25 protein-coding genes are annotated in these 23,823 nt (G+C 66.9%); 12 read left to right on the forward strand and 13 right to left on the reverse strand.

The window, feature by feature from the left end; genetic code table 11:
- Window positions 1-4: 4 nt before the first annotated feature.
- The 4 genes from leuB to WDN01_11555 all read left to right on the forward strand — a co-directional run bounded on the left by leuB (window position 5) and on the right by WDN01_11555 (window position 2,678).
- Window positions 5-1,111 carry a 3-isopropylmalate dehydrogenase gene (gene leuB / locus WDN01_11540; protein MEJ0026651.1) on the forward strand — a complete coding sequence of 369 codons (1,107 nt, stop codon included), beginning with the start codon at window positions 5-7 and terminating at the stop codon, window positions 1,109-1,111.
- A 66-nt stretch (window positions 1,112-1,177) separates the two neighbouring features.
- On the forward strand, window positions 1,178-1,489 hold the full coding sequence (locus WDN01_11545; protein MEJ0026652.1) for a type II toxin-antitoxin system HigB family toxin: 312 nt from the start codon (window positions 1,178-1,180) through the stop codon (window positions 1,487-1,489).
- Window positions 1,489-1,866 (forward strand): hypothetical protein, encoded by a 378-nt coding sequence (locus WDN01_11550; GenBank protein MEJ0026653.1) that lies wholly within the window; start codon window positions 1,489-1,491, stop codon window positions 1,864-1,866. Before WDN01_11545 ends, WDN01_11550 begins: the two co-directional genes overlap by 1 nt.
- A gap of 116 nt (window positions 1,867-1,982) precedes the next feature.
- On the forward strand, window positions 1,983-2,678 hold the full coding sequence (locus WDN01_11555) for an MgtC/SapB family protein (GenBank protein MEJ0026654.1): 696 nt from the start codon (window positions 1,983-1,985) through the stop codon (window positions 2,676-2,678).
- A gap of 9 nt (window positions 2,679-2,687) precedes the next feature.
- Here WDN01_11555 and WDN01_11560 read toward each other — a convergent pair whose 3' ends face one another.
- Genes WDN01_11560 through WDN01_11570 form a run of 3 tightly spaced genes read right to left on the reverse strand, consistent with a single transcriptional unit; the run spans window position 2,688 to window position 4,576 of the window.
- Entirely contained in the window at window positions 2,688-2,948 is a 261-nt protein-coding gene (locus WDN01_11560; protein MEJ0026655.1) for a hypothetical protein, read from the reverse strand.
- Window positions 2,949-3,917: an NADPH:quinone oxidoreductase family protein gene (locus WDN01_11565; protein ID MEJ0026656.1), complete on the reverse strand. Its 969-nt coding sequence runs from the start codon at window positions 3,915-3,917 to the stop codon at window positions 2,949-2,951.
- A complete protein-coding gene (locus WDN01_11570) occupies window positions 3,914-4,576 on the reverse strand; it encodes a TetR/AcrR family transcriptional regulator (GenBank protein ID MEJ0026657.1) in 663 nt (220 codons plus the stop codon). The genes WDN01_11565 and WDN01_11570 overlap by 4 nt, the downstream gene beginning before the upstream one ends.
- Before the next feature lie 350 nt (window positions 4,577-4,926).
- Here WDN01_11570 and WDN01_11575 point away from each other — a divergent pair, with 350 nt between their 5' ends.
- Together WDN01_11575 and WDN01_11580 are read left to right on the forward strand one after the other, a co-directional pair.
- Complete coding sequence (locus WDN01_11575) at window positions 4,927-5,388, forward strand: PaaI family thioesterase (protein MEJ0026658.1); 462 nt, start codon at window positions 4,927-4,929, stop codon at window positions 5,386-5,388.
- A gap of 5 nt (window positions 5,389-5,393) precedes the next feature.
- Complete coding sequence (locus tag WDN01_11580) at window positions 5,394-5,825, forward strand: PaaI family thioesterase (GenBank protein ID MEJ0026659.1); 432 nt, start codon at window positions 5,394-5,396, stop codon at window positions 5,823-5,825.
- 153 nt (window positions 5,826-5,978) lie between these two features.
- Here WDN01_11580 and WDN01_11585 read toward each other — a convergent pair whose 3' ends face one another.
- Window positions 5,979-6,374 (reverse strand): DoxX family protein, encoded by a 396-nt coding sequence (locus tag WDN01_11585; protein ID MEJ0026660.1) that lies wholly within the window; start codon window positions 6,372-6,374, stop codon window positions 5,979-5,981.
- A 30-nt stretch (window positions 6,375-6,404) separates the two neighbouring features.
- Window positions 6,405-6,845, reverse strand: a complete 441-nt coding sequence (locus WDN01_11590; GenBank protein ID MEJ0026661.1) for a hypothetical protein — start codon at window positions 6,843-6,845, stop codon at window positions 6,405-6,407.
- 40 nt (window positions 6,846-6,885) lie between these two features.
- Between WDN01_11590 and WDN01_11595 the strand changes: the two genes are divergently transcribed.
- The 3 genes from WDN01_11595 (at window position 6,886) to WDN01_11605 (ending at window position 10,323) form a co-directional block, all read left to right on the forward strand.
- Window positions 6,886-7,212 (forward strand): hypothetical protein, encoded by a 327-nt coding sequence (locus WDN01_11595; protein ID MEJ0026662.1) that lies wholly within the window; start codon window positions 6,886-6,888, stop codon window positions 7,210-7,212.
- 156 nt (window positions 7,213-7,368) lie between these two features.
- The gene (locus WDN01_11600; GenBank protein MEJ0026663.1) at window positions 7,369-7,788 is read left to right on the forward strand and encodes a VOC family protein; all 420 of its coding nucleotides are present in this window, start codon (window positions 7,369-7,371) and stop codon (window positions 7,786-7,788) included.
- A 195-nt stretch (window positions 7,789-7,983) separates the two neighbouring features.
- Window positions 7,984-10,323 carry a UvrD-helicase domain-containing protein gene (locus WDN01_11605; GenBank protein ID MEJ0026664.1) on the forward strand — a complete coding sequence of 780 codons (2,340 nt, stop codon included), beginning with the start codon at window positions 7,984-7,986 and terminating at the stop codon, window positions 10,321-10,323.
- A gap of 184 nt (window positions 10,324-10,507) precedes the next feature.
- Here WDN01_11605 and WDN01_11610 read toward each other — a convergent pair whose 3' ends face one another.
- Entirely contained in the window at window positions 10,508-10,798 is a 291-nt protein-coding gene (locus tag WDN01_11610; GenBank protein ID MEJ0026665.1) for a GIY-YIG nuclease family protein, read from the reverse strand.
- 218 nt (window positions 10,799-11,016) lie between these two features.
- Window positions 11,017-13,143, reverse strand: a complete 2,127-nt coding sequence (locus tag WDN01_11615; GenBank protein MEJ0026666.1) for a catalase — start codon at window positions 13,141-13,143, stop codon at window positions 11,017-11,019.
- A 152-nt stretch (window positions 13,144-13,295) separates the two neighbouring features.
- On the opposite strand from WDN01_11615, the gene WDN01_11620 reads away from it, so the two are divergent.
- From WDN01_11620 to WDN01_11630, 3 genes are all read left to right on the forward strand, one after another.
- Entirely contained in the window at window positions 13,296-14,159 is an 864-nt protein-coding gene (locus WDN01_11620; protein MEJ0026667.1) for a 50S ribosomal protein L11 methyltransferase, read from the forward strand.
- Window positions 14,160-14,186: 27 nt separating this feature from the next.
- Entirely contained in the window at window positions 14,187-16,022 is a 1,836-nt protein-coding gene (locus tag WDN01_11625; GenBank protein MEJ0026668.1) for an aminopeptidase P family protein, read from the forward strand.
- 159 nt (window positions 16,023-16,181) lie between these two features.
- Entirely contained in the window at window positions 16,182-17,189 is a 1,008-nt protein-coding gene (locus tag WDN01_11630) for an alpha/beta hydrolase-fold protein (protein ID MEJ0026669.1), read from the forward strand.
- Here the strand turns inward: WDN01_11630 and WDN01_11635 are convergent, their stop codons facing one another.
- The 6 genes from WDN01_11635 to lpxC all read right to left on the reverse strand — a co-directional run bounded on the left by WDN01_11635 (window position 17,190) and on the right by lpxC (window position 23,776).
- Complete coding sequence (locus WDN01_11635; GenBank protein MEJ0026670.1) at window positions 17,190-17,531, reverse strand: type II toxin-antitoxin system VapC family toxin; 342 nt, start codon at window positions 17,529-17,531, stop codon at window positions 17,190-17,192.
- 64 nt (window positions 17,532-17,595) lie between these two features.
- Window positions 17,596-17,832 (reverse strand): hypothetical protein, encoded by a 237-nt coding sequence (locus WDN01_11640; protein ID MEJ0026671.1) that lies wholly within the window; start codon window positions 17,830-17,832, stop codon window positions 17,596-17,598.
- Between the two features lie 46 nt (window positions 17,833-17,878).
- The gene (ligA, locus tag WDN01_11645) at window positions 17,879-20,050 is read right to left on the reverse strand and encodes an NAD-dependent DNA ligase LigA (protein ID MEJ0026672.1); all 2,172 of its coding nucleotides are present in this window, start codon (window positions 20,048-20,050) and stop codon (window positions 17,879-17,881) included.
- A gap of 166 nt (window positions 20,051-20,216) precedes the next feature.
- Window positions 20,217-21,905 (reverse strand): DNA repair protein RecN, encoded by a 1,689-nt coding sequence (locus WDN01_11650; protein MEJ0026673.1) that lies wholly within the window; start codon window positions 21,903-21,905, stop codon window positions 20,217-20,219.
- A 10-nt stretch (window positions 21,906-21,915) separates the two neighbouring features.
- On the reverse strand, window positions 21,916-22,785 hold the full coding sequence (locus WDN01_11655; protein MEJ0026674.1) for an outer membrane protein assembly factor BamD: 870 nt from the start codon (window positions 22,783-22,785) through the stop codon (window positions 21,916-21,918).
- 133 nt (window positions 22,786-22,918) lie between these two features.
- On the reverse strand, window positions 22,919-23,776 hold the full coding sequence (gene lpxC, locus WDN01_11660; protein ID MEJ0026675.1) for a UDP-3-O-acyl-N-acetylglucosamine deacetylase: 858 nt from the start codon (window positions 23,774-23,776) through the stop codon (window positions 22,919-22,921).
- Between the last annotated feature and the right edge of the window lie 47 nt (window positions 23,777-23,823).

The following is a 23,823-nucleotide window of genomic DNA, read 5'->3' on the forward strand; positions in this document are numbered from 1 at the left end:
GACCATGACCTATAAACTGCTGCTGACCCCCGGCGACGGCATCGGGCCGGAAGTGATCGCCGATACGCGCCGCGTGCTCGGCTGGTTCGAGCGGAACCGCAACGTCGCCTTCGAGACCGAAGAGGCGCCGATCGGCGGCATCGCCTATGAGACGCTGGGCACGCCGGAGCCGGACGCGACCATCGCGAAGGCGAAGGCGGCGGACGCCGTGCTGTTCGGCGCGGTCGGCGGACCCAAATGGGACACGCTGCCCTTCGACAAGAAGCCGGAGCGCGGGCTGCTCAGGCTGCGCAAGGATCTCGGCCTGTTCGCCAATCTGCGGCCGGCGATTTGCTTCGATGCGCTCAAGGATGCCTCGAGCCTGAAGCCCGAGCTTGTTGCCGGGCTCGATATTCTCATCGTGCGCGAGTTGACGGGCGGGGTCTATTTCGGCGAGCCGAAAGAGATCACGACGCTGCCGGACGGCCAGCAGCGCGCGGTGGATACGCAGGTCTACACCACGCACGAGATCGAGCGCATCGCACGGGTGGCGTTCGAGCTGGCGCGGCTGCGGGGCGGCAAGGTGTGCTCCGCCGAGAAGAACAATGTGATGGTGTCGGGCGTGCTGTGGAAGCAGGTCGTGCAGAAGGTGCATGACGCGGAATTCCCCGACGTGGCGTTGTCGCACATGCTGGCGGACGCGATGGCGATGCAACTGGTGCGCAATCCCAAGCAGTTCGACGTGATCGTGACCGACAATCTGTTCGGCGATATTCTTTCGGACGAGGCGGCGCAGCTCACCGGCTCGCTCGGCATGCTGCCGTCGGCCTCGCTGGGCGCGAAGGACGCGAACGGCAGGCAGCTCGCGCTCTACGAGCCGATCCACGGCAGCGCGCCGGACATCGCCGGCAAGGGCGTGGCCAATCCGATCGCCTGCATTTTGTCGTTCGCGATGGCGCTGCGCTATTCCTTCGGGCGCGGCGAGGACGCAACGCTGCTGGAGAAGGCGGTGGAGCGCGCGCTGGCGGAGGGCTACCGCACGCCGGATATCCTGCAGCCGGGCATGACCAAGGTCGGCACGAGCGAAATGACCGCGGCGATCCTGAAGGCGCTGGACAAGCTGGCGGGTTGAGCTTCCGTTCCAGAAATTGGAAGATGTGCTTCCATTTTTGGGAAATTCGGTCTATCTTGCTGTGACATGATCGGCGTCGGCACCGATCTGGTGGAGCGGTATTTCGCGAAGCGCGCGGGAAGCCGCGGCATCAAAGCGGCGCGCGCACAATATGATGCATGGCTGAGCATCGCGCGGGCCGCGGACTGGAAATTGCCCGCCGATGTGAAGGCGTCTCACCCGAAGGCGAGCATTCTCAAGGGCGGGCGCGTGGTGTTCAACATCAAGGCCAACGATTTTCGCCTGATCGCATTGGTTCAATACCGGGACGGCGTGCTGATGACCCGGTTTTTCGGAACGCATGCGGAGTATGACGAGATCGACGCGGAGACCGTGTGATGAAAGCGACATTGATCATCGTTCAGAACGATGCCGACCACCGCGAAGCGCTTGGCTTGATCGAGAAGCTGATGGCGTCGGACGATCCGGCCGATCGCGCCCGGATGGCGGCGCAGGCGCGGCTGGTCGAAGCCTATGAAAAATCGCGTTGGCCGCGCCGGGACGCGCGCTTGCCCGAACTCCTGACCTATCTGATGGACCAGCACGGCTTAACGCGCGCCGATCTGGTGCCGCTGCTCGGGACGCCCAGCCGCGTCAGCGAAGTCCTGGCCGGCAAGCGCGAGTTGAGCATGACGATGGTCAAGCGGCTGCGGGATCGGTTTCACGTACCGGCTGATCTGTTCATCTCAATCGGAACGCCTTCGGTCGCGGCGTAGTCGCGTGCGGCCGCGTTCCGTGACAGCGACATCGAGGGCACGCGACAAGCTGGCCACGGCCTGACCGAGGCCATAAGCTCGCGGGAACGCAACCGCGCGGGGCCCGTTGGCACGGCATGAATTGGGCGAACCTCGTAAACCCGTTCGACGGACAGCTCGTGCTGCGGCTGCTGGTCGCCGCCCTGCTGGGCAGCGTGATCGGCGCGGATCGCGAGCGCCTGGTCTGGGCCGCCGGCCTACGCACGCACATGCTGGTCTGCGTCGGCGCCTGCCTGTTCATGATCGTGTCGGCCTTCGGCTTCGCCGACATCCTGGGCACGCAGCACGTCATCCTCGATCCCTCGCGCATCGCGGCGCAGGTCGTGTCGGGCATCGGCTTTCTCGGGGCCGGCTCGATCCTCCTGCGCGGCGACGTCATCCGGGGCCTCACCACCGCGGCAAGCCTGTGGAGCGTCGCGGCCATCGGGCTGGCGGTCGGCGGCGGCCTCTATGTCGAGGCCGTGGCGGCCACGATCGTGATCCTGATCATCCTGACGGGGATCAAGCCGCTGGAGGAAAGGCTGCAGCGCCGCAATCGCAGCCACGAAATCCGCTTCACGGCCGAAGAAGGCACGATGTCGATGGCGGCGCTGGAGGCGGCGCTCGGCTATCGCGCGCGGCGCATTGCGCGCTATGTCGCGACGCCCGGCGACGAGCCCGGCAGCGAGAGCGTGACGATCACACTGATCCGGCTGACAGCGGACGACGTCGACGAGATCGTCCGCCAACTCGGCGCCCTGCCGCACATCAAGGACGTAAGCCGAAGGGGATGACAGTGGGGGTTACTGTTCGACCACGAGCTGTCCGAAGTGCTGGACGAAGCGGCGCTTGATGCGGCGGATCCAGCGGATCTCGTCTTCGGGGTCCTCGTAGCCGTCGGCCTTGAGCACGTCGAGCGCGAATTGCCTGGCGTCGATCCGCTTGGCCGTCACGATGGCGCGGACCTTGGCGTCCGAGAGATTGAACCCCCAGTCGTCGCACAGGCTGCGCAGCAGGAGCTCGAGCTGCGCCTCCACCGTCTCTTCCTGTTTCCAGCGCGCCATCTAGGGTTCGATCACCACTTTGCCGATCACGCTGCGGTCCTGGAGCGTGCGCATCGCATCGACGGCCTGCGCGAGCGGAAACCGCGCATGGATGTGCGGACGGATTTTCTTTTCGGCCAGAAGTTTCGTGATCGCGAACATGTTCTGGCGGCCCTTCTCGGGGAATTTGCGGCCGTATTCGCCGGCGCGCACGCCCAGGATCGAATAGCCCTTGATCAGCGGCATGTTCACGCCGATGGAGGGGATGCGGCCGCTGGTGAAGCCGATGATCAGGATACGGCCGTCGAAGGCGATGCAGCGCGTGCTCTCGTCGAACACGTCGCCGCCGACGGGATCGTAGATCACATTGGCGCCCTCGCCGCCGGTCAGCGCCTTCACCTGCTCGCGGAAGCCGGATGAGGGAAAGACATGGTCGGCGCCGTAGTCCTTGAGGAAGGCCCGCTTGGTCCCGGTCGAGGCGGTGGCGATGACCTTGGCGCCCAGATGCTTGCCGAGATCGACCGCCGCGAGGCCGACGCCGCCGGCGGCGCCGTGCACCAGAAGCCATTCGCCGGCCTCCAGCCGGGCGCGGCGGACCAGCGCGACGTAAGCCGTGAGATAGGCGACGGTGAAGCTCGCCGCCTCGGCATAGGCGATGCCCTTGGGGATCGGACGCAGGCCCACCGCCGGGACCTGGATCTCCTCGGCGTAGCAGCCGAGACCGCCGACGATCACGCGGTCACCGATCCCGACATTCGACACGCCCTCGCTCACCGCGACGACGTCGCCGGCGGCTTCGGTGCCGGGGATGAAGGGCAGGTCCGGCTTGTGCTGGTACTTGCCCTGGACGGTCAGGATATCGGGGAAGTTCACCGCCGCGGCGCGGATGCGCACCCGCGCCTGGCCCGGCCCAGAGGGCGGCAGGTCGACGTCTTCGAGCGTCAACGCGCCGATGTCGTCGCCGAGCGCGCGGCAGAGGATGGCCTTCACGCCGTGCCCGTCTCGGTCGCCGGGCGATCGGCGTTGGGCAGGGTGCGGATGCCGCCGATGAACAGCGCGGTGGCGAAATTGGCGGCCGCCACGGGATCGCGCTTCTCGCGCTGGACCATGCGCTCGCCGACCTCGAAGGCGACGCCGACGATGGCGGCCATCAGGTAGTCGGCGTCGATCGGCGGGAACAGGCCCTCCTGGATCGCCTTCTCGATGTCCTCGCGCAGCTCCTCGAAGCCGGCGACGATCTCGGGCGTGTGGACGCGGAACCTCGTGGTGTCGGCGCTGTGGCGGATGGTGCGGACGGCCATGTGGTCTTCGGCCATGAACTCCAGGAAGGTGCGGAAGGTCGAGGAGATGAACTCCTCCACCGTCCTGGCCTTGCGGCGCTCGTCGCGCAGGCGCGGCCGGATCGTCAGCGCCAGCTCGTCCTGGATCGCCTGGAACACTTCCTCCTTGGATTTGAAGTAGTTGTAGAAGGTCCCCGAGGCGAGCGGGGTGGCGCGGATGATGTCGCGCACCGTGGTGGCGCCGAAGCCGAGCTCGGCGAAGACCTTGCGGGCGGCGTCCAGGATCAGCTCCCGGTTCTGCACCTTGGTCTGCTCGCGCTTGCCGAGCGGCTCGGGACGGAGGACGGGCTTCAGGAGTGACGAATCCATGACGGTCTCGCTAAGTGACCGGCGGATTCTAACGATTAGTGACACCTCGTCAATTTTTCCGCGGAGGCGCCTGCCAGGGAACCACAAGATGTAGTAGGTTGAGCAGCCCGGACCACATCGTACTGTTTTCGCGATCTCGTGAGCGGATCCTTCCGCCCATTTGAACCGCGGAAATCCGAGGGGTACCCCCTCTCGGCCTCCCCGGCTTTGCACGACGGGGCCATCCGGCGAATCTAAGTTGGGGGCTTTCCGAAGGGTTGCAAGGCCGCGCGGTCGGACTTTCCCCCCAGTCGCTGGATGCCCGCCCGCGCGGGCATGACATAGTGGGATCGGTGATAGACGATCCGGGCATGAGCGATACCCCCAGCGAGCGGTTCCAGCAGGCGATCTCCGCGCAGGGCGGGACGGCTTTCCTGAACGCGCTGGGCGCGATCGTGGTCGAGGCGGTGCCGGGCCGCAGCGTCATGCGCCTGCCCTATGCGCCGCACCTTGTCGGCAATCCGGAGACCGGCGTGGTCCATGGCGGGGCGATCACCGGCCTGCTCGACCAGGCCTGCGGCATGGCGGTCGGCTCGGCGCTCAGCCTGCGCCCGCCGGAGGATGGCGGGATGCGGAGCATCGCGACGCTCGATCTTCGGATCGACTACCTCAAGGCGGCAAAGCCCGGCGCCGACATCACGGTGGAGGCCGAATGCGTGAAGATCACGCGCCAGATCGTGTTCGCGCGCGGCCGCGCCTTCCAGGAAAGCGAAGGCGAGCCCATCGCGCTCGCCACCGCGGCCTTCATGATCACCGACCTCAAGCCGGGCTGACGACGATGGAGCTTCTCGCCAAAGCGGCGCGCGAAGGCGTCGCCCCCGATGTGAGCGCCCTGATCGCGGCGGTGCCCTATTGCGCCTTCCTCGGCCTGGCCGCGCGACTCGACGGGACGCGGGTGATCCTGGAAATGCCGTTCGACGAGAAGCTGATCGGCAATCCGGTGCTGCCGGCGATCCATGGCGGGGTGATCGGCTCGCTCCTGGAGACCGCGGCCATCGTGCAGACGGTGTGGGCGACCAAGAGCGCGGCGCTGCCCAAGCCGGTGGACATCACCATCGACTATCTGCGGACCGGCCGGCCGGTCGCGAGCCATGCGAGCGCGACGCTGGCGCGCCAGGGGCGCCGCGTGGTGAACGTCCACGCCACGATGTGGCAGGAGGACGAGGCGAAGCCCATCGCGGGACTGCGGGGGCATTTCTTGCTGAAATGAGGACCTCCCCTCGAGGGCACGAAAAATCGCAGCGACGCGTCGCGACAGCGCATGTGCGCGCGCTTTTTCGGGGAGAGGTTGGCCGATCCGCCGGCCCCCTCCCCGAAATTCGCTTCGCGAATTTCGACCCTCTCGCAAGGGGAGGGTGGATTCTCAGTTCCAGTTGCCGCCGATGTTCAGGCCGATCCGGCCGGCACCGAGCAGCGCGACCGACAGGCCGCCGAGCAGGTAGAAGGTCTCCAGCTCCAGCGCATAGCCGCCATAGGCGTTGAGCTGAAAGAGCATCGCGGTGCCGGCCAGGACGATGGCGACGATCATGTTGGCCGTGATGAGCAGGCCGCCCAGCCGCGCGAACAGGCCGAGGATCACCAGGATCGGGCCGACGATCTCGCCCGCATAGACGCCATAGGCGACCGCGTCGGGCAGATGGTGCGCCACCACCATCGTCTTGATGTCCGCGATGCCGGTCAGAAGCTTGTGAATGCCGTGAAACAAAAGCAGCCCGCCGACGCCGAGCCGGACCACCAGTTTGCCGATGTCTTCCTGCATGCCGTTCCCCCTCAAGGTGCGTGGCGGGAACTATACGCCTTCATGTTGCAGGACGGTGTCTGCCGAAAAATGGGGCATTTCGCCGGCCGAAGCGAAGTCGAGCATCGGATGACGCCGGATTGTGGGGCGCGGACTGCGGAATTGGCGGGCCGCCACGGTTAACGGCTTGCGTTTTCGCGCGCTGGTTGCTGCGGCACGCGGGACACTGCGGACGGAAAAAGCGCGCGTGGCCGGCGCGTCCGCCGCGGCGGCGGGCGCGGCAAGCGCCACCGGCTCGTTCTTGACCGGCGCCGGGACCGGCGGCGCGCGATGGGCGCGCCAGATCGCGGCGAGGCTGGTGCGCAGGCCCTCCACCGCCATCACGGCGATAAAAACCACGCCTGTCGCGCACATGATCTGAACGAAGGGCGGCTGGCGCGACATGATCGCGACCACCAAATGCCACACATCCACCCACCCGGCCTTGTTCATCCGCCGTCTGCCCCAACACCACCCCTGTGGACCATTGTGCATGAAATGCGTCGCCTTTCCATGCGGCGATGACGGCGCGACGATGCGCCTTGGCGAACTGGTTGATGCACAGGGCGTAAGCAGCGCGGGCGGATTTTGTGCGTTCGACATGCCGCGGGCAATTGCGCGCCAATTCTGGCAACCTCGCGCCATGCACATCGTCGCGCATCTCTTCGGCCTGCTCGTCCTGCTCGCGGTTTTCCTCGGCGGGTTCGCGCTGTTCTGGATTGCCCGGCAGGACGACAGCCGCGCCGGACGGCTGATCGGCCTCATCGCCATGGCGGCGAGCGCGTTTACCATCGCCTGGCTCGGCCACCGCCTGTTCTGAGGTTGCCGGCGCGGCGTTTCCCTCTTGTCCTGCCAGTTAGCGCTCACATGGGCGGGAGGCCGTGATGGCGAAAGGCTATATTCTACTGCTCGCGCTGTTCGCGACCGCCGCCGTCGCGGCGCCGGTGCCCATCACGGCGGTGCCGTCGGCTATATCGTGCACGACCGCGACAGGGAGGATGCGTTCTATCGCACGCTGCTCGGCTTCCGGCCCTATTGGTGGGGCGGCGCGGAGGGCAAGGGCGCGGAGTGGATCTCGCTGCTGGTGCCGGACGGCACCGACTGGCTCGAATACATGGTGCAGCAGGGCCCGCCCGACCATGGCATCCCGGACGCGATGAGTGGGACGATCGCCGGCGTACTCGATCACTTCTCGCTCGGCGTGGCGAATATCCGCGATGCGGTGACGCTGCTGACGGCGACGGAGCGTCCGGGCCGGAATGACGGGCCGAAGACCGGGCGCGACGGCACGTGGCAATACAACCTCTACGACCCGGACGGCACCCGCGCCGAGATCATGGAGTTCCATGCGGTGGCCAAGCCGTGCTGCTCGCCGTTCACGGCGGGGGACCCGTAACGCCGGCGCGTTCGCGCCGATGATTCACGCGGAGCCGCGGCGTTCTCCGCGGCTCCGCGTGCGAATATGGGATGGCCGCCCAAGGGGCGGCCGGCAAGATGTTGGGAGTTGCGCGGTTTCGCCGTCCCGCCAGGGGTGAAATCGCCGCCCACAAGTTCTACATTGGTTCATGCTCTCAGAATCGCGTGCGACGCCATGAGCGGTTTCGGCAACCGCTACAACGATCCCCTGGACGACGCTTTCGGCGGCGACGACGACCGCGCGCCCGAAACCCAGCCGGTTCCGCGCGAGCCGCCTTATTTCGCGGGTCTCAACAAGGAACAGCGCGAAGCCGTCGAGGCGATCGACGGACCCGTGCTGGTGCTGGCCGGCGCCGGCACCGGCAAGACCCGGGTCCTGACCACGCGCCTCGCCCATATCCTCGCGACGCGCAAGGCATGGCCGGGGCAGATCCTCAGCGTGACCTTCACCAACAAGGCGGCGCGCGAGATGAAGGAGCGCATCGGTACCCTCATCGGCGGCGTGGTCGAGGGCATGCAATGGCTCGGCACCTTCCATTCCATCGGGGCGCGGATGCTGCGGCGGCATGCCGAGCTCGTGGGGCTCAAGTCCAACTTCACCATCCTCGACACCGACGACCAGCTCCGCCTGATGAAGCAGCTCATCGAGGCCGTCGGCATCGACGAGAAGCGCTGGCCGGCGCGGACGCTCGCCTCGACCATCGACGACTGGAAGAACCGCGGCCTGTCGCCCGGCGACGTGCCGGAGGGCGAAGGGCACGGCTATGCCTTCGGCAAGGGGCGCGAGCTCTATGCGCAATACCAGCAGCGGCTGAAGGACCTGAACGCGGCGGATTTCGGCGACCTCTTGCTGCACACGCTGAACATCCTGAAGGGCCATGCGGACATCCTGGCCGATTATCGCGAGCGCTTCCGCTACATGCTGGTCGACGAGTACCAGGACACCAACGCGGTGCAGTATCTTTGGCTGAAGATCCTCGCGACCGCGTCCGGCAATGTCTGCGTCGTGGGCGACGACGACCAGTCGATCTATGGCTGGCGCGGCGCGGAGGTCGAGAACATCCTGCGCTTCGAGCGCGACTTTCCGGGCGCGAAAGTGATCCGGCTGGAGCGCAATTACCGCTCGACCCCGGCGATCCTGGGCGCCGCCTCGGGGCTGATCGCGGCGAACAAGGGACGGCTCGGCAAGACGCTGTGGACCGAGGGCGATGCCGGGGAGAAGATCAAGGTCCAGGGCGTGTGGGACGCCGAGGAAGAGGCGCGGACCATCGCGAGCGACGCGGAGGACCTGCACCGCCAGGGCCAGGCCTTCGGGCAGATGGCCATCCTGGTGCGCGCCTCGTTCCAGATGCGCGAATTCGAGGACCGCTTCATCGCGCTCGGCCTGCCCTATCGGGTGATCGGCGGCCCGCGCTTCTATGAGCGCGCGGAAATCCGCGACGCGATGGCTTATCTGCGGCTGATCGCGCAGGGCGACGACGATCTCGCCTTCGAGCGCATCGTCAACAAGCCCAAGCGCGGCATCGGCGACGCCTCGGTGCAGGCGCTGCACACCTATGCGCGGGCGCGGGCGATGCCGCTGCTGTCGGCGGCGCGCGAGATCGCCGGCACCGACGAGCTGCCGCCCAAGGCACGCAAGGCGCTCGGCGAGCTGGCGGCGAATTTTTCGCGCTGGACCGACACGGCGCGGGTCATTCCGCATACGGAGCTTGCCGAGATGGTGCTCGACGAGTCGGGCTATACCGACATGCTGAAGGCCGACAAGTCGGCGGAGGCGCCGGGGCGGCTGGAGAATCTGAAGGAATTCGTCCGCTCGATGGAGAGTTTCGAGTCGCTGGCGGCGTTCCTGGAGCATGTCTCGCTGGTGATGGAGATCGCGCAGGACGAGACCGGCGACCGCATCAACCTGATGACGCTGCATGCGGCGAAGGGGCTGGAGTTCAACACCGTGTTCCTGCCGGGCTGGGAGGAAGGGCTGTTCCCTTCGCAGCGGACCATGGACGAGAACGGGCTGGCGGGGCTGGAGGAGGAGCGGCGGCTCGCCTATGTCGGGCTGACGCGGGCGCGCCAGCGCATCCGGGTGTCGTTCGCGGCGAACCGTCGGGTGCATGGGAGCTGGCAGAGCGCCCTGCCCTCGCGCTTCATCACCGAGCTGCCGGAGGAGCATGTCGAGACCACGGTGGACGAAGGTTTTTACGGCGGCAGCGTGGGCTTCCGCGACAACATGAATGCCGGCGGCTTCGCCTCGACCTATGACAGCCCGGGGTGGAAGCGGGCGCAGGCCAATCGCGCCGCGAGCGGCGGGGCGCGGACGCGGCCGCCGCTGATCGAGGCGCAGGCGCACACGATCCAGACCTCCGATCCGGAGTCGTCGCACTACGCGCGCGGCGACCGCATCTTCCACCAGAAATTCGGGTACGGCATCGTGAACGCGGTGGAAGGCAACAAGCTCACGGTGGATTTCGACAAGGCCGGCGAGAAGAAGGTGATCGATACGTTTGTGACAAGGGGATAGTGCGCCGCTCTTCCAACCAACAGGTGTCATCCGCCGCGAATGCGGCGGACCCAGGTAATACCGGTACGCGCTGGCAGTGCTACGAGAATGGGTTTGCAAAGTTGTAGGTTGCGTTCAGAACCCAACTGGGTCCGCCTTTCATACGCTGTCGCTACGAACTCGCGGCGGATGACAGTGGGGCTTATTAGAACAGCGTCTCGTATAGATCACACCACTCGACATTGCCTTGCTGGATCAGATTTATCTTCCATTCGCGCTTGTATCTCTTGAGACGCTTCTCGCGCGCGATCGCCTGAGCGATGTCGCCGTGCATTTCGAAGTAGACCAGCGTCTTCACGCCGTACGTCTTCGTAAACCCATCAACCAAACCTTCGCGGTGTTCCCAGACGCGGCGAACGAGATCGTTCGTCACGCCGACATAGAGCGTGCCGTTGCGCTGGCTCGCCAGGATGTAGATGTAATAGGTCTTCGACATCACGCAGGCGTCACCTGGGTCCGCCTCAGTCGCGGCGGATGACACCTCCTTTTTGCGCAATACTGCAGTGCATGTCGCCCCCACGAATGAGGGGACATGACAGCGCGCCCGCGCCGAGCCGGATAAATGCTGCTGCTGCGATAGCCGCAGCTTTCGCCGAGCGTGACTATTGTCCTCGACAGCGCCAGACCCGCCTGCTTTTAGCGGGAAGAGTGTCGCTATTTCGGCATCGCCAGTTCGCGCGGCCAGAAGCGCAGTTTGCGGCAGGCGTCCACGAACGACGCCGCGTCCTTCGGCTTGGCGAGCGGGATGCAGCCCTCGTCCAGCGCGGCGGCGATGCCGGCCTTCTCCAGCAGGGGGCCGGTGGCGGTGCCATAGGCGATGAATTTGCAATGCGCGAAGGCGTCCGCCACGAAATCGCGGGCCGGCGGCAGCGCCGCGAGCGCGGCGACGCCGTCTTCCGACGGCAACAGGACAACCGCATCGAACACCACGGAGGGGCCGCCGTCGATCTTCTCGTCGGCCGGCACGAGCTCGCCGGCGCTGTCGGTCACGCCGCCGATCTTGGGCGCCACGATCTTGAGCAGCGCGCCTTCCTTCTTCAAGACCACGCGCAGCGCCTTGAGCAGGCCGGCATCGACGCCATCGGTGACGAGCGCGCCGACCTTGCGGCCCTTGAAGGAGGGCGCACCGCGCTTGACGATGCTGAGCGCGTCGGAGGGTTCGAGATCGTCACGCGGCGCGACGGCGGCATCGGCGGCGTCGGGCAATTCGGCGAGGCCGAGGCCGTCCGCCACCGTCTGCGCCAGGCCTTCGTCGATATTGAGGAGATGCGCCACCATCCGCGCGCGGATCTCGACGCGGTCGACCTTGGACAGCTCGAACACCAGCGCCTTGCCGATATGGACCTGCTCGATCTCCGTCTGGCTGGCATAGAACTGGCGCGCCTGGCTGTAATGGTCGGCGAAGCTTTCGCTGCGCAGACGCTCCTTGGATCCGGTCATGGGTTCGCTCACGGTGCGAAAGCCGGTGGCGGGCGCTTCGCGCGGGCCGGCGCCCCAGGAATTCGGCTCATAGTTCACGCGGCCCACCGGATTGCGCATCGCCATGTGTCCGTCCTGCTGGAAATTGGCGAAGGGGCATTTGGGCGCGTTGATGGGCAGGTGGGTGAAGTTGGGGCTGCCCAGGCGCTTTATCTGGGTGTCGAGATAGGAGAAGTTGCGCCCCTGCAGCAGCGGATCGTTCGAGAAATCGACGCCCGGCACAATGTTCTGGGTGCAGAACGCGACCTGCTCGGTCTCGGCGAAGAAATTGTCGACGCAGCGGTTGAGCACGAGGCGGCCGACGATGCGCACCGGCACCTCCTCCTCCGGGATGAGCTTGGTGGCGTCGAGCACGTCGAAGCCGAATTTGTCCGTGAAATCCTCGTCGAACAGCTGCAGGCCGAGCTCCCATTCGGGGAAGTCGCGCATCTGGATCGCGTCCCACATGTCGCGGCGGTGGAAATCGGGATCGGCGCCGTTGATCTTGACCGCCTCGTTCCACACCACCGATTGCAGGCCGAGCTTCGGCTTCCAGTGGAATTTCACGAAGGTGGATTTTCCATCGGCGTCGACCAGCCGGAAAGTGTGCACGCCGAAGCCTTCCATGAAGCGGAAGGCGCGCGGGATGGTGCGGTCCGACATGATCCACATGACCATGTGCATGGACTCGGGGGATAGCGAGATAAAATCCCAGAAATTGTCATGCGCGGTCTGCGCCTGCGGGAAGCCGCGATCCGGCTCATCCTTGGCGGCGTGGATCAGGTCGGGGAATTTCATCGCGTCCTGGATGAAGAACACCGGGATGTTGTTGCCGACGATGTCCCAGTTTCCCTCCTTGGTGTAGAGCTTCACCGCGAAGCCGCGTACGTCGCGCGCCAGATCGGCCGAGCCCTTGTTGCCGGCGACAGTGGAGAAGCGCACAAAGGCCGGGGTCTTCTCGCCGGCGCGCTGGAAGATGTCGGCGCGGGTGATGTCGGCGAGCGATTCATAAGTCTCGAAGAAGCCATGGGCGCCGAAGCCGCGCGCGTGCACCACGCGCTCCGGAATGCGTTCGTGATCGAAATGGAATACTTTCTCGCGCAGGACGAAATCTTCGAGCAGCGCCGGGCCGCGCAAGCCGGCTTTCAGCGAATTCTGGTCGTCGGAGATCGGCGCGCCCTGCGCCGTGGTCAGGACCTCCCCGTCCTCGCCCGCCGTCTGGTGCGTCTCGCCGCCGGCGCCGCGTGCGACCTCGATCTCGCCATAGCGGGCCGTTCCGCCTGTCGCCTTCACTTTGGCCGTGCGCTTGGACGCCTTCGCCATGATCCGCTCCTGTCATTGAAACAGGCGCGAAAACGCGCGCCGTCAGCGTTGATGACGTGCGGGGTTCGGAATCGTTCCACGCAATGGCCAGCGGCGGACCGCAATAAATATTTCGGGTACGCTATCCCACCGGCGTCCGCTATACCGCCCGGATGAGCAATCCCCCGCTTTGGAAGGCCAGCGTCACGCTGGCGAAGGAATTGGCCGGCGACGTCTGCGCGGCGCTCGAACTCAGCCCGCCGACGCCGCAGGCGGTGCTGATCGCCGAAGAGCCTTTCGCGGCGGATGCCACGGTGGAGGCGCTCTATACCGAGGCGCCGGACGCGGCGCTGCTCTCGGCCATCACCGGCCACACGATCGCGGTGGCGCCGCTGCCGGACCAGGACTGGATCCGGCTGAGCCAGGAGGGCCTGCCGCCGGTCCGGGCGGGGCGGTTCTTCGTCTATGGCGCGCATGATGCGGGGACGGTGCCGCCGGGAGTCGTGGCGCTGAAGATCGAGGCCGGGATGGCGTTCGGCACCGGCCATCACGAGACCACGGCGCTGTGCCTCGCGGCGCTCAGCGATCTGGCCAAGCGGCGCCGGTTTGCGCGGGTGCTCGACCTCGGCTGCGGCACGGGGCTGCTCGCCATCGCGGCGGCCAAGTTGTGGCGGCGACGGGTGCTGGCGACCGATATCGATCCGGACGCCATCGCGGTGACGCGGGAGAATGCGGCGGCCAATGGCGCGGCACCGCTGGTCCGCGCGGCGCTGGCCGACGGACTGACCAATCCCACCATCGCGGCAGGGGCGCCTTACGACCTGATCGTCGCCAATATCCTGGCGAGCCCGCTGACCCAGCTCGCGCCCTCCATCGCCCGGGCGCTGGGCAAGGGCGGAACGCTGGTGCTGTCCGGATTGCTGAAATGGCAGGAGAATCTTGTGGTCTCGTTCTACCTGCCCCATGGCCTGGTCTTGCGCGCACGCCATCGCGACGGGCCGTGGAGCGCGCTGGTTTTGGAGCGGCCGCGCGCTTAATGTTCGGGGGCTAGCAGAGGCCGCCCCATGGACAAGACCGGACCCTTCCAGACTTACGAGAACGAAACCGATGCCGCGACCGTCGCGCCGCGGCTGGCCGCGCTGCGCGCCGAATTGAAGCGGCGCGGGCTGGACGGCTTCATCGTGCCGCGCTCCGATGCGCATCAGGGCGAATACGTTCCGAAGCGGGATGAAAGACTCGCCTGGCTGACCGCCTTCACCGGCTCGGCCGGCGCGGCGGTCGCGTTGGCGGACAAGGCGGCGGTGTTCGTCGACGGACGCTACACGCTGCAGATCCGCCAGCAGACGGACACCTCGCTGTTCGAGCCGCGCGATCTCGTGGAGGAAGGCCCCGCCGCCTGGATCGCCGCCAATCTGCCGAAAGGCGCCAGGCTCGGCTACGATCCGTGGCTGCACACCGCCGCCGCCGTGCAGGCGCTGCGCGCCGCCGCCGAGAAGGCCGGCGGCGCGCTGGTCGCGGTCGACGGCAATCCCATCGACGCGGTGTGGGAGGGCCAGCCCGAAGCGCCGACCGCCAAGGCCACCATCCAGGACATGAATCTCGCCGGCGAGGCCGCCGAGTCCAAGCGCATGCGCATCGCCGAGGACGTGAAGGCGCTGGGCGCCGACGCGGCGGTGATCACCATGCCGGATTCGATCTGCTGGCTGCTCAACATCCGCGGCGGCGACGTCCCCCATACGCCGTTTGCGCTGAGCTTCGCGATCCAGAACGCCGATGGCTCGACCGACCTGTTCATGGATGCGCGCAAATCCTCTCCCGAGCTGGAAAAGCATCTCGGCAATGCGGTGCGGCTGCGGCCGCCGTCGGAGTTCGCGCCGGCGCTGGACGCGCTGAAGGGCAAGACCGTGGTCGCCGACCCGATGACGGCGTCGGCGGCGATCTTCGACCGGCTGAACGCGGCGGGCGCCAAGATCCGCAACGCGGCCGATCCGGTGCAGCTGCCCAAGGCGTGCAAGAACCCGGTGGAGATCGAGGGCACGCGCAAGGCGCATATCCGCGACGGCGCGGCGCTGTCGAACTTCCTCGCCTGGCTGGCGCGCGAGGCGCCGGACGGCCACCTGACCGAGATCGATGCCTCCAAGGCGCTGGAGGGCTACCGCGCCCGCACCGGCTCGCTGCGCGACCTGTCGTTCGATTCGATCTCCGGCGCCGGCGCGAACGGCGCGGTGGTGCATTATCGCGTGACGCAATCGACCAACCGGCCGATCGCCAAGAACGAGATCTTCCTGATCGATTCCGGCGGGCAATATCCCGACGGCACGACCGACGTGACGCGCACCGTGATCGTCGGCGCCGCGACGGGCGAGATGAAGGACCGCTTCACCCGCGTGCTGAAGGGCCATATCGCGCTCGCCACGGCGCGGTTTCCGGCCGGCACGCCCGGCGCGGCGCTCGACGCCTTCGCGCGGCGCGCGCTGTGGGATGCGGGGCTGGATTACGATCACGGCACCGGGCACGGCGTCGGCAGCTTCCTGTCGGTGCATGAGGGACCGCAGAGCATCTCCAAGCGCTACACCGTCACCCAGCCGCTGATGCCGGGGATGATCTGCTCCAACGAGCCGGGCTACTACAAGGCCGGCGAGTACGGCATCCGCATCGAGAACCTGGTCGTGGTGAGCGACGCCGCGCCGGTGCCGGGCGGCGATCCGCAGCGAAAGTTCATGAGTTTCGAGACCATCACGCTGGCGCCGATCGACCTCGGACTGGTCGAGCCTTCGCTGCTGAACGCGGAGGAACGGGCGTGGCTCAACGCCTATCACACGCGTGTGCTCCAGACGGTCGGGCCGCTGGTCGACGAGGAGACCCGGCCCTGGCTGGAGACCGCGACCAGGGCGATCTGACCACCTTGTCATCCCCGGCCGAACATCGCGCAAGCGATGCGAGGGGAAGGGGACCCAGGCGGCGCAGCGCCACGGATGTTGGACCGCCTGGGTCCCCTTCCCTCCGCGATGCTTCGCATCGCTCAGCCGGGGATGACAGTTATTTTTGGATGAGATGACATGCGCAAAGACCCCAACACCCCGGCCGGGACGATCCATCGCCTGCATCTCGACAGCGCGGTCCTGAAGGACAACCTGCTCGGCGATCCGACGCTGCGCGAGATCGATGTCTATGTACCGCATGGGCATGACGGGCGCGGGCTGCCGCTGCTGGTCGACGTCGTCGGCTTCACCGCGGGCGGGCCGGTGCATGTGAACTGGAAGAATTTCGGCGAGAATGTGCCGGAGCGGCTGGACCGGCTGATCGCGAGCGGCGCGATGCCGCCGGTGGTGGTGGCGTTTCCCGATTGCTTCACGCGGCTGGGCGGCAACCAGTATGTGAACTCGGTCGCGATGGGGCGCTGGGACGATTTCCTGCGCGACGAGGCGGTGCCGTTCGTCGAGGCGAAATTCGGCTGCGGCGGCGCAGGGCGGCGCGGCATCTTCGGCAAGTCGAGCGGCGGCTACGGCGCGATGGTGCATGCCCTGCTGCATCCCGATTTCTGGTCGGCGGCGGCGGTGCATTCGGGCGACATGGGGATGGAACTGATGTACCGGCACGAATTCGTGCCCGTGCTGCGGGCGCTGGCGAAGCAGCCCGACATCGGCAAATGGGTCGACGATTTCTGGGCGGCGAAGAAGCCGAAGGACAGCGACGTCCATATCATCATGATCCTGGCGCAGGCGGCGAGCTTCGATCCCGACCCGGGCGCGCCTTACGGCGTGCGCCTGCCGGTGACGCTCGACACCTGCGAGATCATTCCGGAGCGCTGGGCCAACTGGATCAAATGGGATCCGCTGACGCTGGTGGAAGAATACGGGCCGGGGATGAAGCGGCTGAAGGCGCTGTACATCGATTGCGGCGACGTCGACCAGTACAATCTGGTCTATGGCGCGCGGCGGATGCACAAGCGCCTGACCGCGATGGAGGTGCCGCACATCTATGAGGAGTTTCCCGACAACCACTCGTCGGTGGACTACCGGATGGATGTGAGCTTGCCGGTGCTGGCGACGGCGTTGACGAGCTGATCAGGGCGTCAGCGGCTTGACGACGGCGTCAAACGCGGTGCCGCGTGTCTTCGCGAACAAGCGGCGGTCGGCGGTGACGAGCGGAACGCCTTCCCGCTCGGCGAGCGCGATGTAGAAACAGCCATAGGCGGGGTGATCGAGCGCAATGGCGATCTCGCCTGCACGCGCGGCGAGGTCGAGCATCGGCACGAACTGCGCAAATAGAATCGGCAATCTGGCGGCAACGACGGGCATGAAAGACGCCGCGACCCTTCCCGTCCGAACATTGCGCCAAATGGCGTTGATGACCTCTGGTACAATCAGTTCGGGCGCGATCAGGTCGTCTCGATGTTGCAGCGCCATACCGCTGCACGATCCGGCTCAACGAGAAACCATTTGGCCGCGACGCTGGCGTCTACGACCAGCATCAGCGCGCGTCGCGGTCTTCACGAATGAAATCTTCGCTGAAGGGCGGTTCGGTAATCGGAGGATTCATGGCCGCGATGCGATTGAGGTCGGCAATGATCTCGTCTCTCGACGGGCGCAAGGCATCGATCAGAAAACGCCGCGCCGACTCCTCGGGAGACAATCCCTGCTGCTGCGCACACTGCTTCAAACGCGAGACGAATACATCGTCCAGATTCTTGATGAGAATATCACCCATGGCATACTCCTATCCGGTTGGAGCATAGCACACGCCAAACGGGCGTCTAAAGCCCTTCGATCATCTTGAGCCAGGCGTCTTCGTCGATCACTTGGACATTGTGCTTCTGCGCGTCGGCGAGTTTTGAGCCGGCGCCGGGGCCGGCCACGACGAGATCGGTCTTCGCCGAAGCCGAGCCGGACACTTTGGCGCCCAGCGATTCCGCGCGGGCTTTCGCCTCTTGCCGCGTCATCTTTTCGAGCGTGCCGGTGAAGACCACCGTCTTGCCGGCGACGGGCGAACCCTCGACCTTGCGCGCCTCCAGCGGCACGACCGTCACCTCATCCAGGAGGTGATCGACCACCTTCCTGTTGTGCGGCTCGTCGAAGAAATCCTTGATCGCCTGCGCCAGGACCTCGCCGATGCCTTGGATCTCGTCCAGCTCGGCGACGGCGCCCTCGCCTTCCATCGCCGCGACGAACGCCTCGATGCTCGGATAGTTGCGGGCGATCAGCCGCGCGTTGGTTTCGCCGACATGGCGGATGCCGAGCGCGTTCAGGAAACGGTCCATCGCGATCGTCCGCCGCGCATCGATCGCGCCGACGAGGTTCTCGACCAGCTTGCTTTCCTCATCGTCGTCCTTTTTGGACTTCTTGACATCCTCCTTGCCTTCCTTGGCGCGGCGTTCGGCGGAGAGTTCGGCGCGGCGCTCGGCCAGGGCGCGGTTCAGCACGTCCGGTTTTCTGGCGAGGCGGAAGATGTCGGCCGGCTCTTTCAGCAGGCCCTTCTCGAACAGGGTTTCGATATAGATGCCGCCGAAGCCTTCGATGTCGAAGGCCTGGCGCGAGACGAAATGGCGGAGGCGCTCCACCGCCTGGGCCGGGCAGATCAGGCCGCCGGTGCAGCGGCGGTCGACGTCTTCCTTGCCGGTCTTCTCGTCCACCTCGCGCACCGCGTGGCTGCCGCAGGCCGGGCAGATGTGCGGGAATTCGTATTTCCTCGCGCCGCGCTTGCGCTTCTCCAGGACGACACGCACGATCTGCGGGATGACGTCGCCGGCGCGCTGGATCACCACCGTGTCGCCGATCCGCACATCGAGGCGGGCGATCTCGTCCTCGTTGTGCAGCGTCGCGTTCTGCACCACGACGCCGCCCACCGTGATCGGCCTCAGCCGCGCCACCGGCGCGAGCTTGCCGGTGCGGCCGACCTGGATGTCGATGCCTTCGAGGATGGTCTCGGCCTGCTCGGCGGGGAATTTGTGCGCGATGGCCCAGCGCGGGCTGCGCGAAACAAATCCGAGACGCTCCTGCAGGTCGAGGCGGTCGACCTTGTAGACCACGCCGTCGATGTCGTAGCCGAGCGCGGCGCGTTTCTCTTCGATGGTGCGGTAGAATTTGAGCACCGCGTCGACGGTCTGGACGCGCCTGGTGAGCTTGTTGATCTTGAAGCCATAGGCTTCGAACGCCTGCAGCATGCCCCATTGGGTGTCGGCGGGCAGCGCGCTGACCTCGCCCCAGGCATAGGCGAAGAAATTGAGCGCGCGCGACGCGGTGATGGCGGGATCGAGCTGGCGCACCGAGCCCGCGGCGGAGTTGCGCGGATTGGCGTAGGTGGGCTTGCCCTCCTTCTCCTGGCGCTTGTTCAACGCGGCGAACTCGCGGTGGCTCATATAGACCTCGCCGCGCACCTCGAACACTTTCGGCGCCTTGCCGTGCAAGCGCAGCGGAATGTCCTTGATGGTCTTGAGGTTGGCGGTGATGTCCTCGCCTTCGGTGCCGTCGCCGCGCGTCGCGCCCTGGACGAAGACGCCGTTCTCGTAGCGCAACGCGGCGGAGAGGCCGTCGATCTTCGGCTCGGCGGTGAAGGCGAGCGGGTCCTCCTCTTTCAGGCCGAGGAAGCGGCGGACGCGGACGGCGAACTCATGGACGTCCTCGTCGCCGAAGGCGTTGTCGAGCGACAGCATCGGCCTGGCGTGGACGACCTTGGCGAATTTCGCCGAGACGGCGGCGCCGACGCGGTGCGACGGCGAGTCGGCGCGCACCAGGAGGGGGAAGCGTTTCTCGATCGCGTCGTTGCGGCGGCGGAGCGCGTCGTAGTCGGCGTCGGATATCGTCGGCGCGTCCTCGGCGTGATAGCGCCGGTCGTTCTCGGCGATCGCTTCGGCGAGGCGGTCGAGTTCCTTTTCGGCCTCGGTCGAGGTGAGCTTTTCCACCGGCTTTTTCGGGAGGGCCGTGGTCACGGACGGACGATCCTTTCCTCCCCCGCTGTTGCGGGGGAGGTGCCGAGCAACGCGAGGCGGAGGGGGCTTGCGACGCAGCGGCGGGCCCCCTCCGTCACGCCTTCGCTTCGCTTCGGCGTGCCACCTCCCCCGCAACAGCGGGGGAGGAGAAGTGTAGCGCTCTCGCTCATGCGCGTTTGCGCTTCTTCGGCGGGGAGACACGCGCCTCGTCGAGCAGGCGGCGGGCGGCGGCGCGGGCTTCCTCGGTCACGGTCGCGCCGGAGAGCATCCGGGCCACTTCCTCCAGCCGCGCCGCGTCGTCCAGCAGCACCACCCTGGTCTTGTCGCCGGTTCGGACAATGCGGAAATGCCGTTCGGCGCGCGCGGCGACCTGCGGCGCGTGGGTCACGAGCAGGACCTGCGTGGTCTGGGCCAGGCGCTGGAGACGCTCGCCGACCGCGTCGGCCACGGCGCCGCCGACGCCGCGGTCGACTTCGTCGAACACCAGAGCGGCGGGCGGCGCGGCTTCGGCCAGCGCGACCTTCAGCGCCAGCGAGAACCGGGCGAGCTCGCCGCCGGATGCGATCTTCGCGAGCGAGCCGAACGCCGCGCCTTCGACGGTGGCGACTTCCAGCGCGACGCGTTCCAGGCCGTGGCCGCCGGCGGCGTCTTCGTCCAGGGTTTCGAGCGCGACGCGGAATTTCGCATGTCCCAGCTTCAGCGGCGCCAGTTCGCCGGCGACGGCGGTTTCGAGGCGGCGGGCGGCGTCGCTGCGCGATTTGGAGAGGGACTTCGCGGCGGTCCGATAGGCGGCGCGGGCGGCGGCGAGCGCGGCCTCCGCCGTCTTGATCCGGTTGCCGCCGCCGCCCAGCGCATCGCGCTTGAAGCGGAAATCGGCGGCGAGCTTGCCCAGCGCGTCGGTCGAGACGCCGTATTTGCGGGCGGCGGCGCGCAGATCGTGGATGCGATCCTCGACCTTTTCGAGCTGGCCGGGCTCGATATCGAGGCGGCTTTGCAGCGTTTCGAGCTCGCGGCGCGCGTCTTCCACCGCGTTGTAGGCCTGATCGAGCGCGGTCTCGGCCGACTGGGCGGCCTTGCGCGCCTCCTCGTTCATGCGCGACAGGCGCTTCAGAGCGCCGGAAATCGCGTTGGCGGCGCCGCGGTCGCCGGCCAGAAGGTCGGCGGCGGCGTTGACGTCCTCCGCGATGCGGGTCGCGTTCGTGAGAAGCGCGCGTTCGGAGGCCAGGCGCGGTTCCTCGCCCTCTTCGGGCGCGAGCGCGGTCAATTCCTCGGCGGCGTGGCGGATGAAATCGGCGTCGGCGGCGGCCGCGGCTGCTTCCGCCTTCAGGTCGGCGAGCGCCTTGCGGGCGCCGTCGAAGCCGGCGAAGGCGAGCGCGGTTTCGCGCAAGAGCCCGTCATGGCCGGCGAAGCCGTCGAGCAGGCCGCGATGGGTCGCGATGTCGAACAAGCCGCGGTCGTCGGCCTGGCCGTGCACTTCCAGGAGCGCGGCCCCGACGTCGCGCAGCAGCGCCACACCGACCGGCTCGTCATTGACGAAGGCGCGGGTGCGGCCGTCCTGCGACAGGGTCCGGCGCAGCACGATCTCGGTCTCGGCGGGGATGGCCTGCTCGGCGAGGAGCGCGAAGGCGGGATTGGATTTGGGCGGCTCGAACACCGCGGTGGCGGAGCCCTGGCCCGCGCCCGGGCGCACGCCGGCCCTGCCGCCGCCGCGTCCGCCGGCGGCGAGGCCCAAGGCATCGAGCAGGATGGATTTGCCCGCGCCGGTCTCGCCGGTGAGCACGTTGAGGCCCGGCGCGAATTCGAGCGCCGCGGTTTCGATCAGCACGATGTCCCGCACGGTGAGCGCCGCGAGCATCGCCGTCCTTTCAGAGAATCCGCCCGAAAGTCTTGCTCAACCAGGAGCGGTCGTCCACCTGCGGCCGCATGCCGTGCTCGGTCAGGAGCTTATAGGCGTCCTGGTACCACGGGCTGCCGGGATAGTTGGCGCCCAGCACGGCGGCGGCGTTCTGCGCCTCATTGTAGATGCCGAGCGCGTAATAGGCCTCGGTCAGGCGTTCCAGCGCCTCGGCGATCTGCGAGGTCTTCTGGTACTGCCCGACCACGACCTTGAAGCGGTTGATGGCGCCGATGTAGTCCTGCTGGCGCAGATAGTAGCGGCCGACCGCCATTTCCTTGCCGGCGAGATGGTCGAGGGTCAGGTCGATCTTCAGCGTGGCGTCGCGGGCATATTCGGTGTCGGGGAAGCGCTGGACGACGTCCTGCAGCGCGGTCAGCGCGTCTTCCGTGTTGGACTGGTCGCGGCCGACATCGACGATCTGCTCGTAGAGCGAGACCGCCTTCAGATAGAAGGCATAGGCGACTTCCCGGCTGCCGGGATGGAGCTGGATGTAGCTGTCGGCGGCGGCGATCGCGTCGGTGTAGTGGTTGGCCTTGTAGTAGCAATAGGCCGACATCAGCATCGCGCGGCGCGCCCAGATCGAATAGGGATGCTGGCGCTCGACCTCGTCGAACTGCTTGGCGGCGCCGACGAAATCGTCCTGGTTGATCTTCTTCCAGGCGTCGGCATAGATCTGGTCGACCGGGCGATCGACATATTCGACCGGCTTGTCGGCGTCGCGCCCCTTGCCCCCGATCAGATCGTTCAGCGACTCGCAGCCGGCGAGGCCCAAGCCGGCCACCAGAACGACCGCCGCCAGGCGCGCCGCGCGGGAAGGGTTCACAAATCCAAGCGCCATGAAAGCGTTCCGTGCCTGTCTGTTTTTCGTGTGGGGCCAAGCCCTTATGCCATCCCCGTCCCAGCCGGGTCCAGCCTATTCCGGGCCAAAGTTAAGGCCCGGAGCGGGCGTTTATAGCATGGCCGGCGGGCGATCAGCCTAAATCGATTGTCACGTAATTGGCGGGGTCGGCGAAGAGGGCGCGGAGCACGGCGTTGTTGGTTCCGTGGCCGGATTTGACGCCCTCGAACCGGGCGATCAGGGGAGCCCCCGCCAGCGCCATGTCGCCGATGGCGTCGAGGATCTTGTGGCGCACGAACTCGTCGGGGAAGCGCATCAGGTCCTTGTTGAGCACCTCGTCGCCCTGGATCGCCAGGGTGTTCTCCAGCGAGGCGCCATGGCCGCGGTCGATGCTTTTGAGATAGTCGAGCTCGTGGACGAAGCCGAAGGTGCGGGCCGGCGCGATCTCGCGCGCGAAGGCCTCGCGGGTCAGCGCCACGCGGTAGAACTGTTTGCCGATGGCCTTGGTGTTGGAATAGTCGAGCGCGTAGGAATAGTCCGGCGCGTCGGACGGGCTGAGCGTGACGCGGGCGTCCTTGATCGCGATTTCGACCGGGCGAGTCACCTTGATCGCGTGCTTCGCGCCCGGCTGCGTCGCCGTGCCGGCGGCGTCCAGCAGCCTCAGATAGCCGAGCGCGTCGCCGTCCAGGATCGGCGGCTCGCCGCCGTCCAGCGTGGCCAGCATGTCGTCGATGCCGGCGCCGGCCACGGCGGCCATCAGGTGCTCGATGACGCCGATCGTCACCCCGTTCGCGGCGATCACGGTGCCCAGATTGGTCTCGGCGACGGCGTCGTAGCGCGCCGGAACCTCGGCATTGTCCCGGTCGGAGCGGCGGAAGACGACGCCGCGGCCGGACGGCGCCGGCGACAGGGTCATGTGGACCTCGGCGCCGGAGTGCAGCGCGATGCCTTCGGCCCGGATTTCGCGGGCCAGCGTGGTGCGAGTGCTCATGGACGGCAATATAGAGCCTTCATGCCCAAATTGAATGCGCGGTTTTC

Origin of the sequence: Rhizomicrobium sp. (genome assembly GCA_037200985.1) — a bacterium.
Lineage (GTDB): Bacteria > Pseudomonadota > Alphaproteobacteria > Micropepsales > Micropepsaceae > Rhizomicrobium.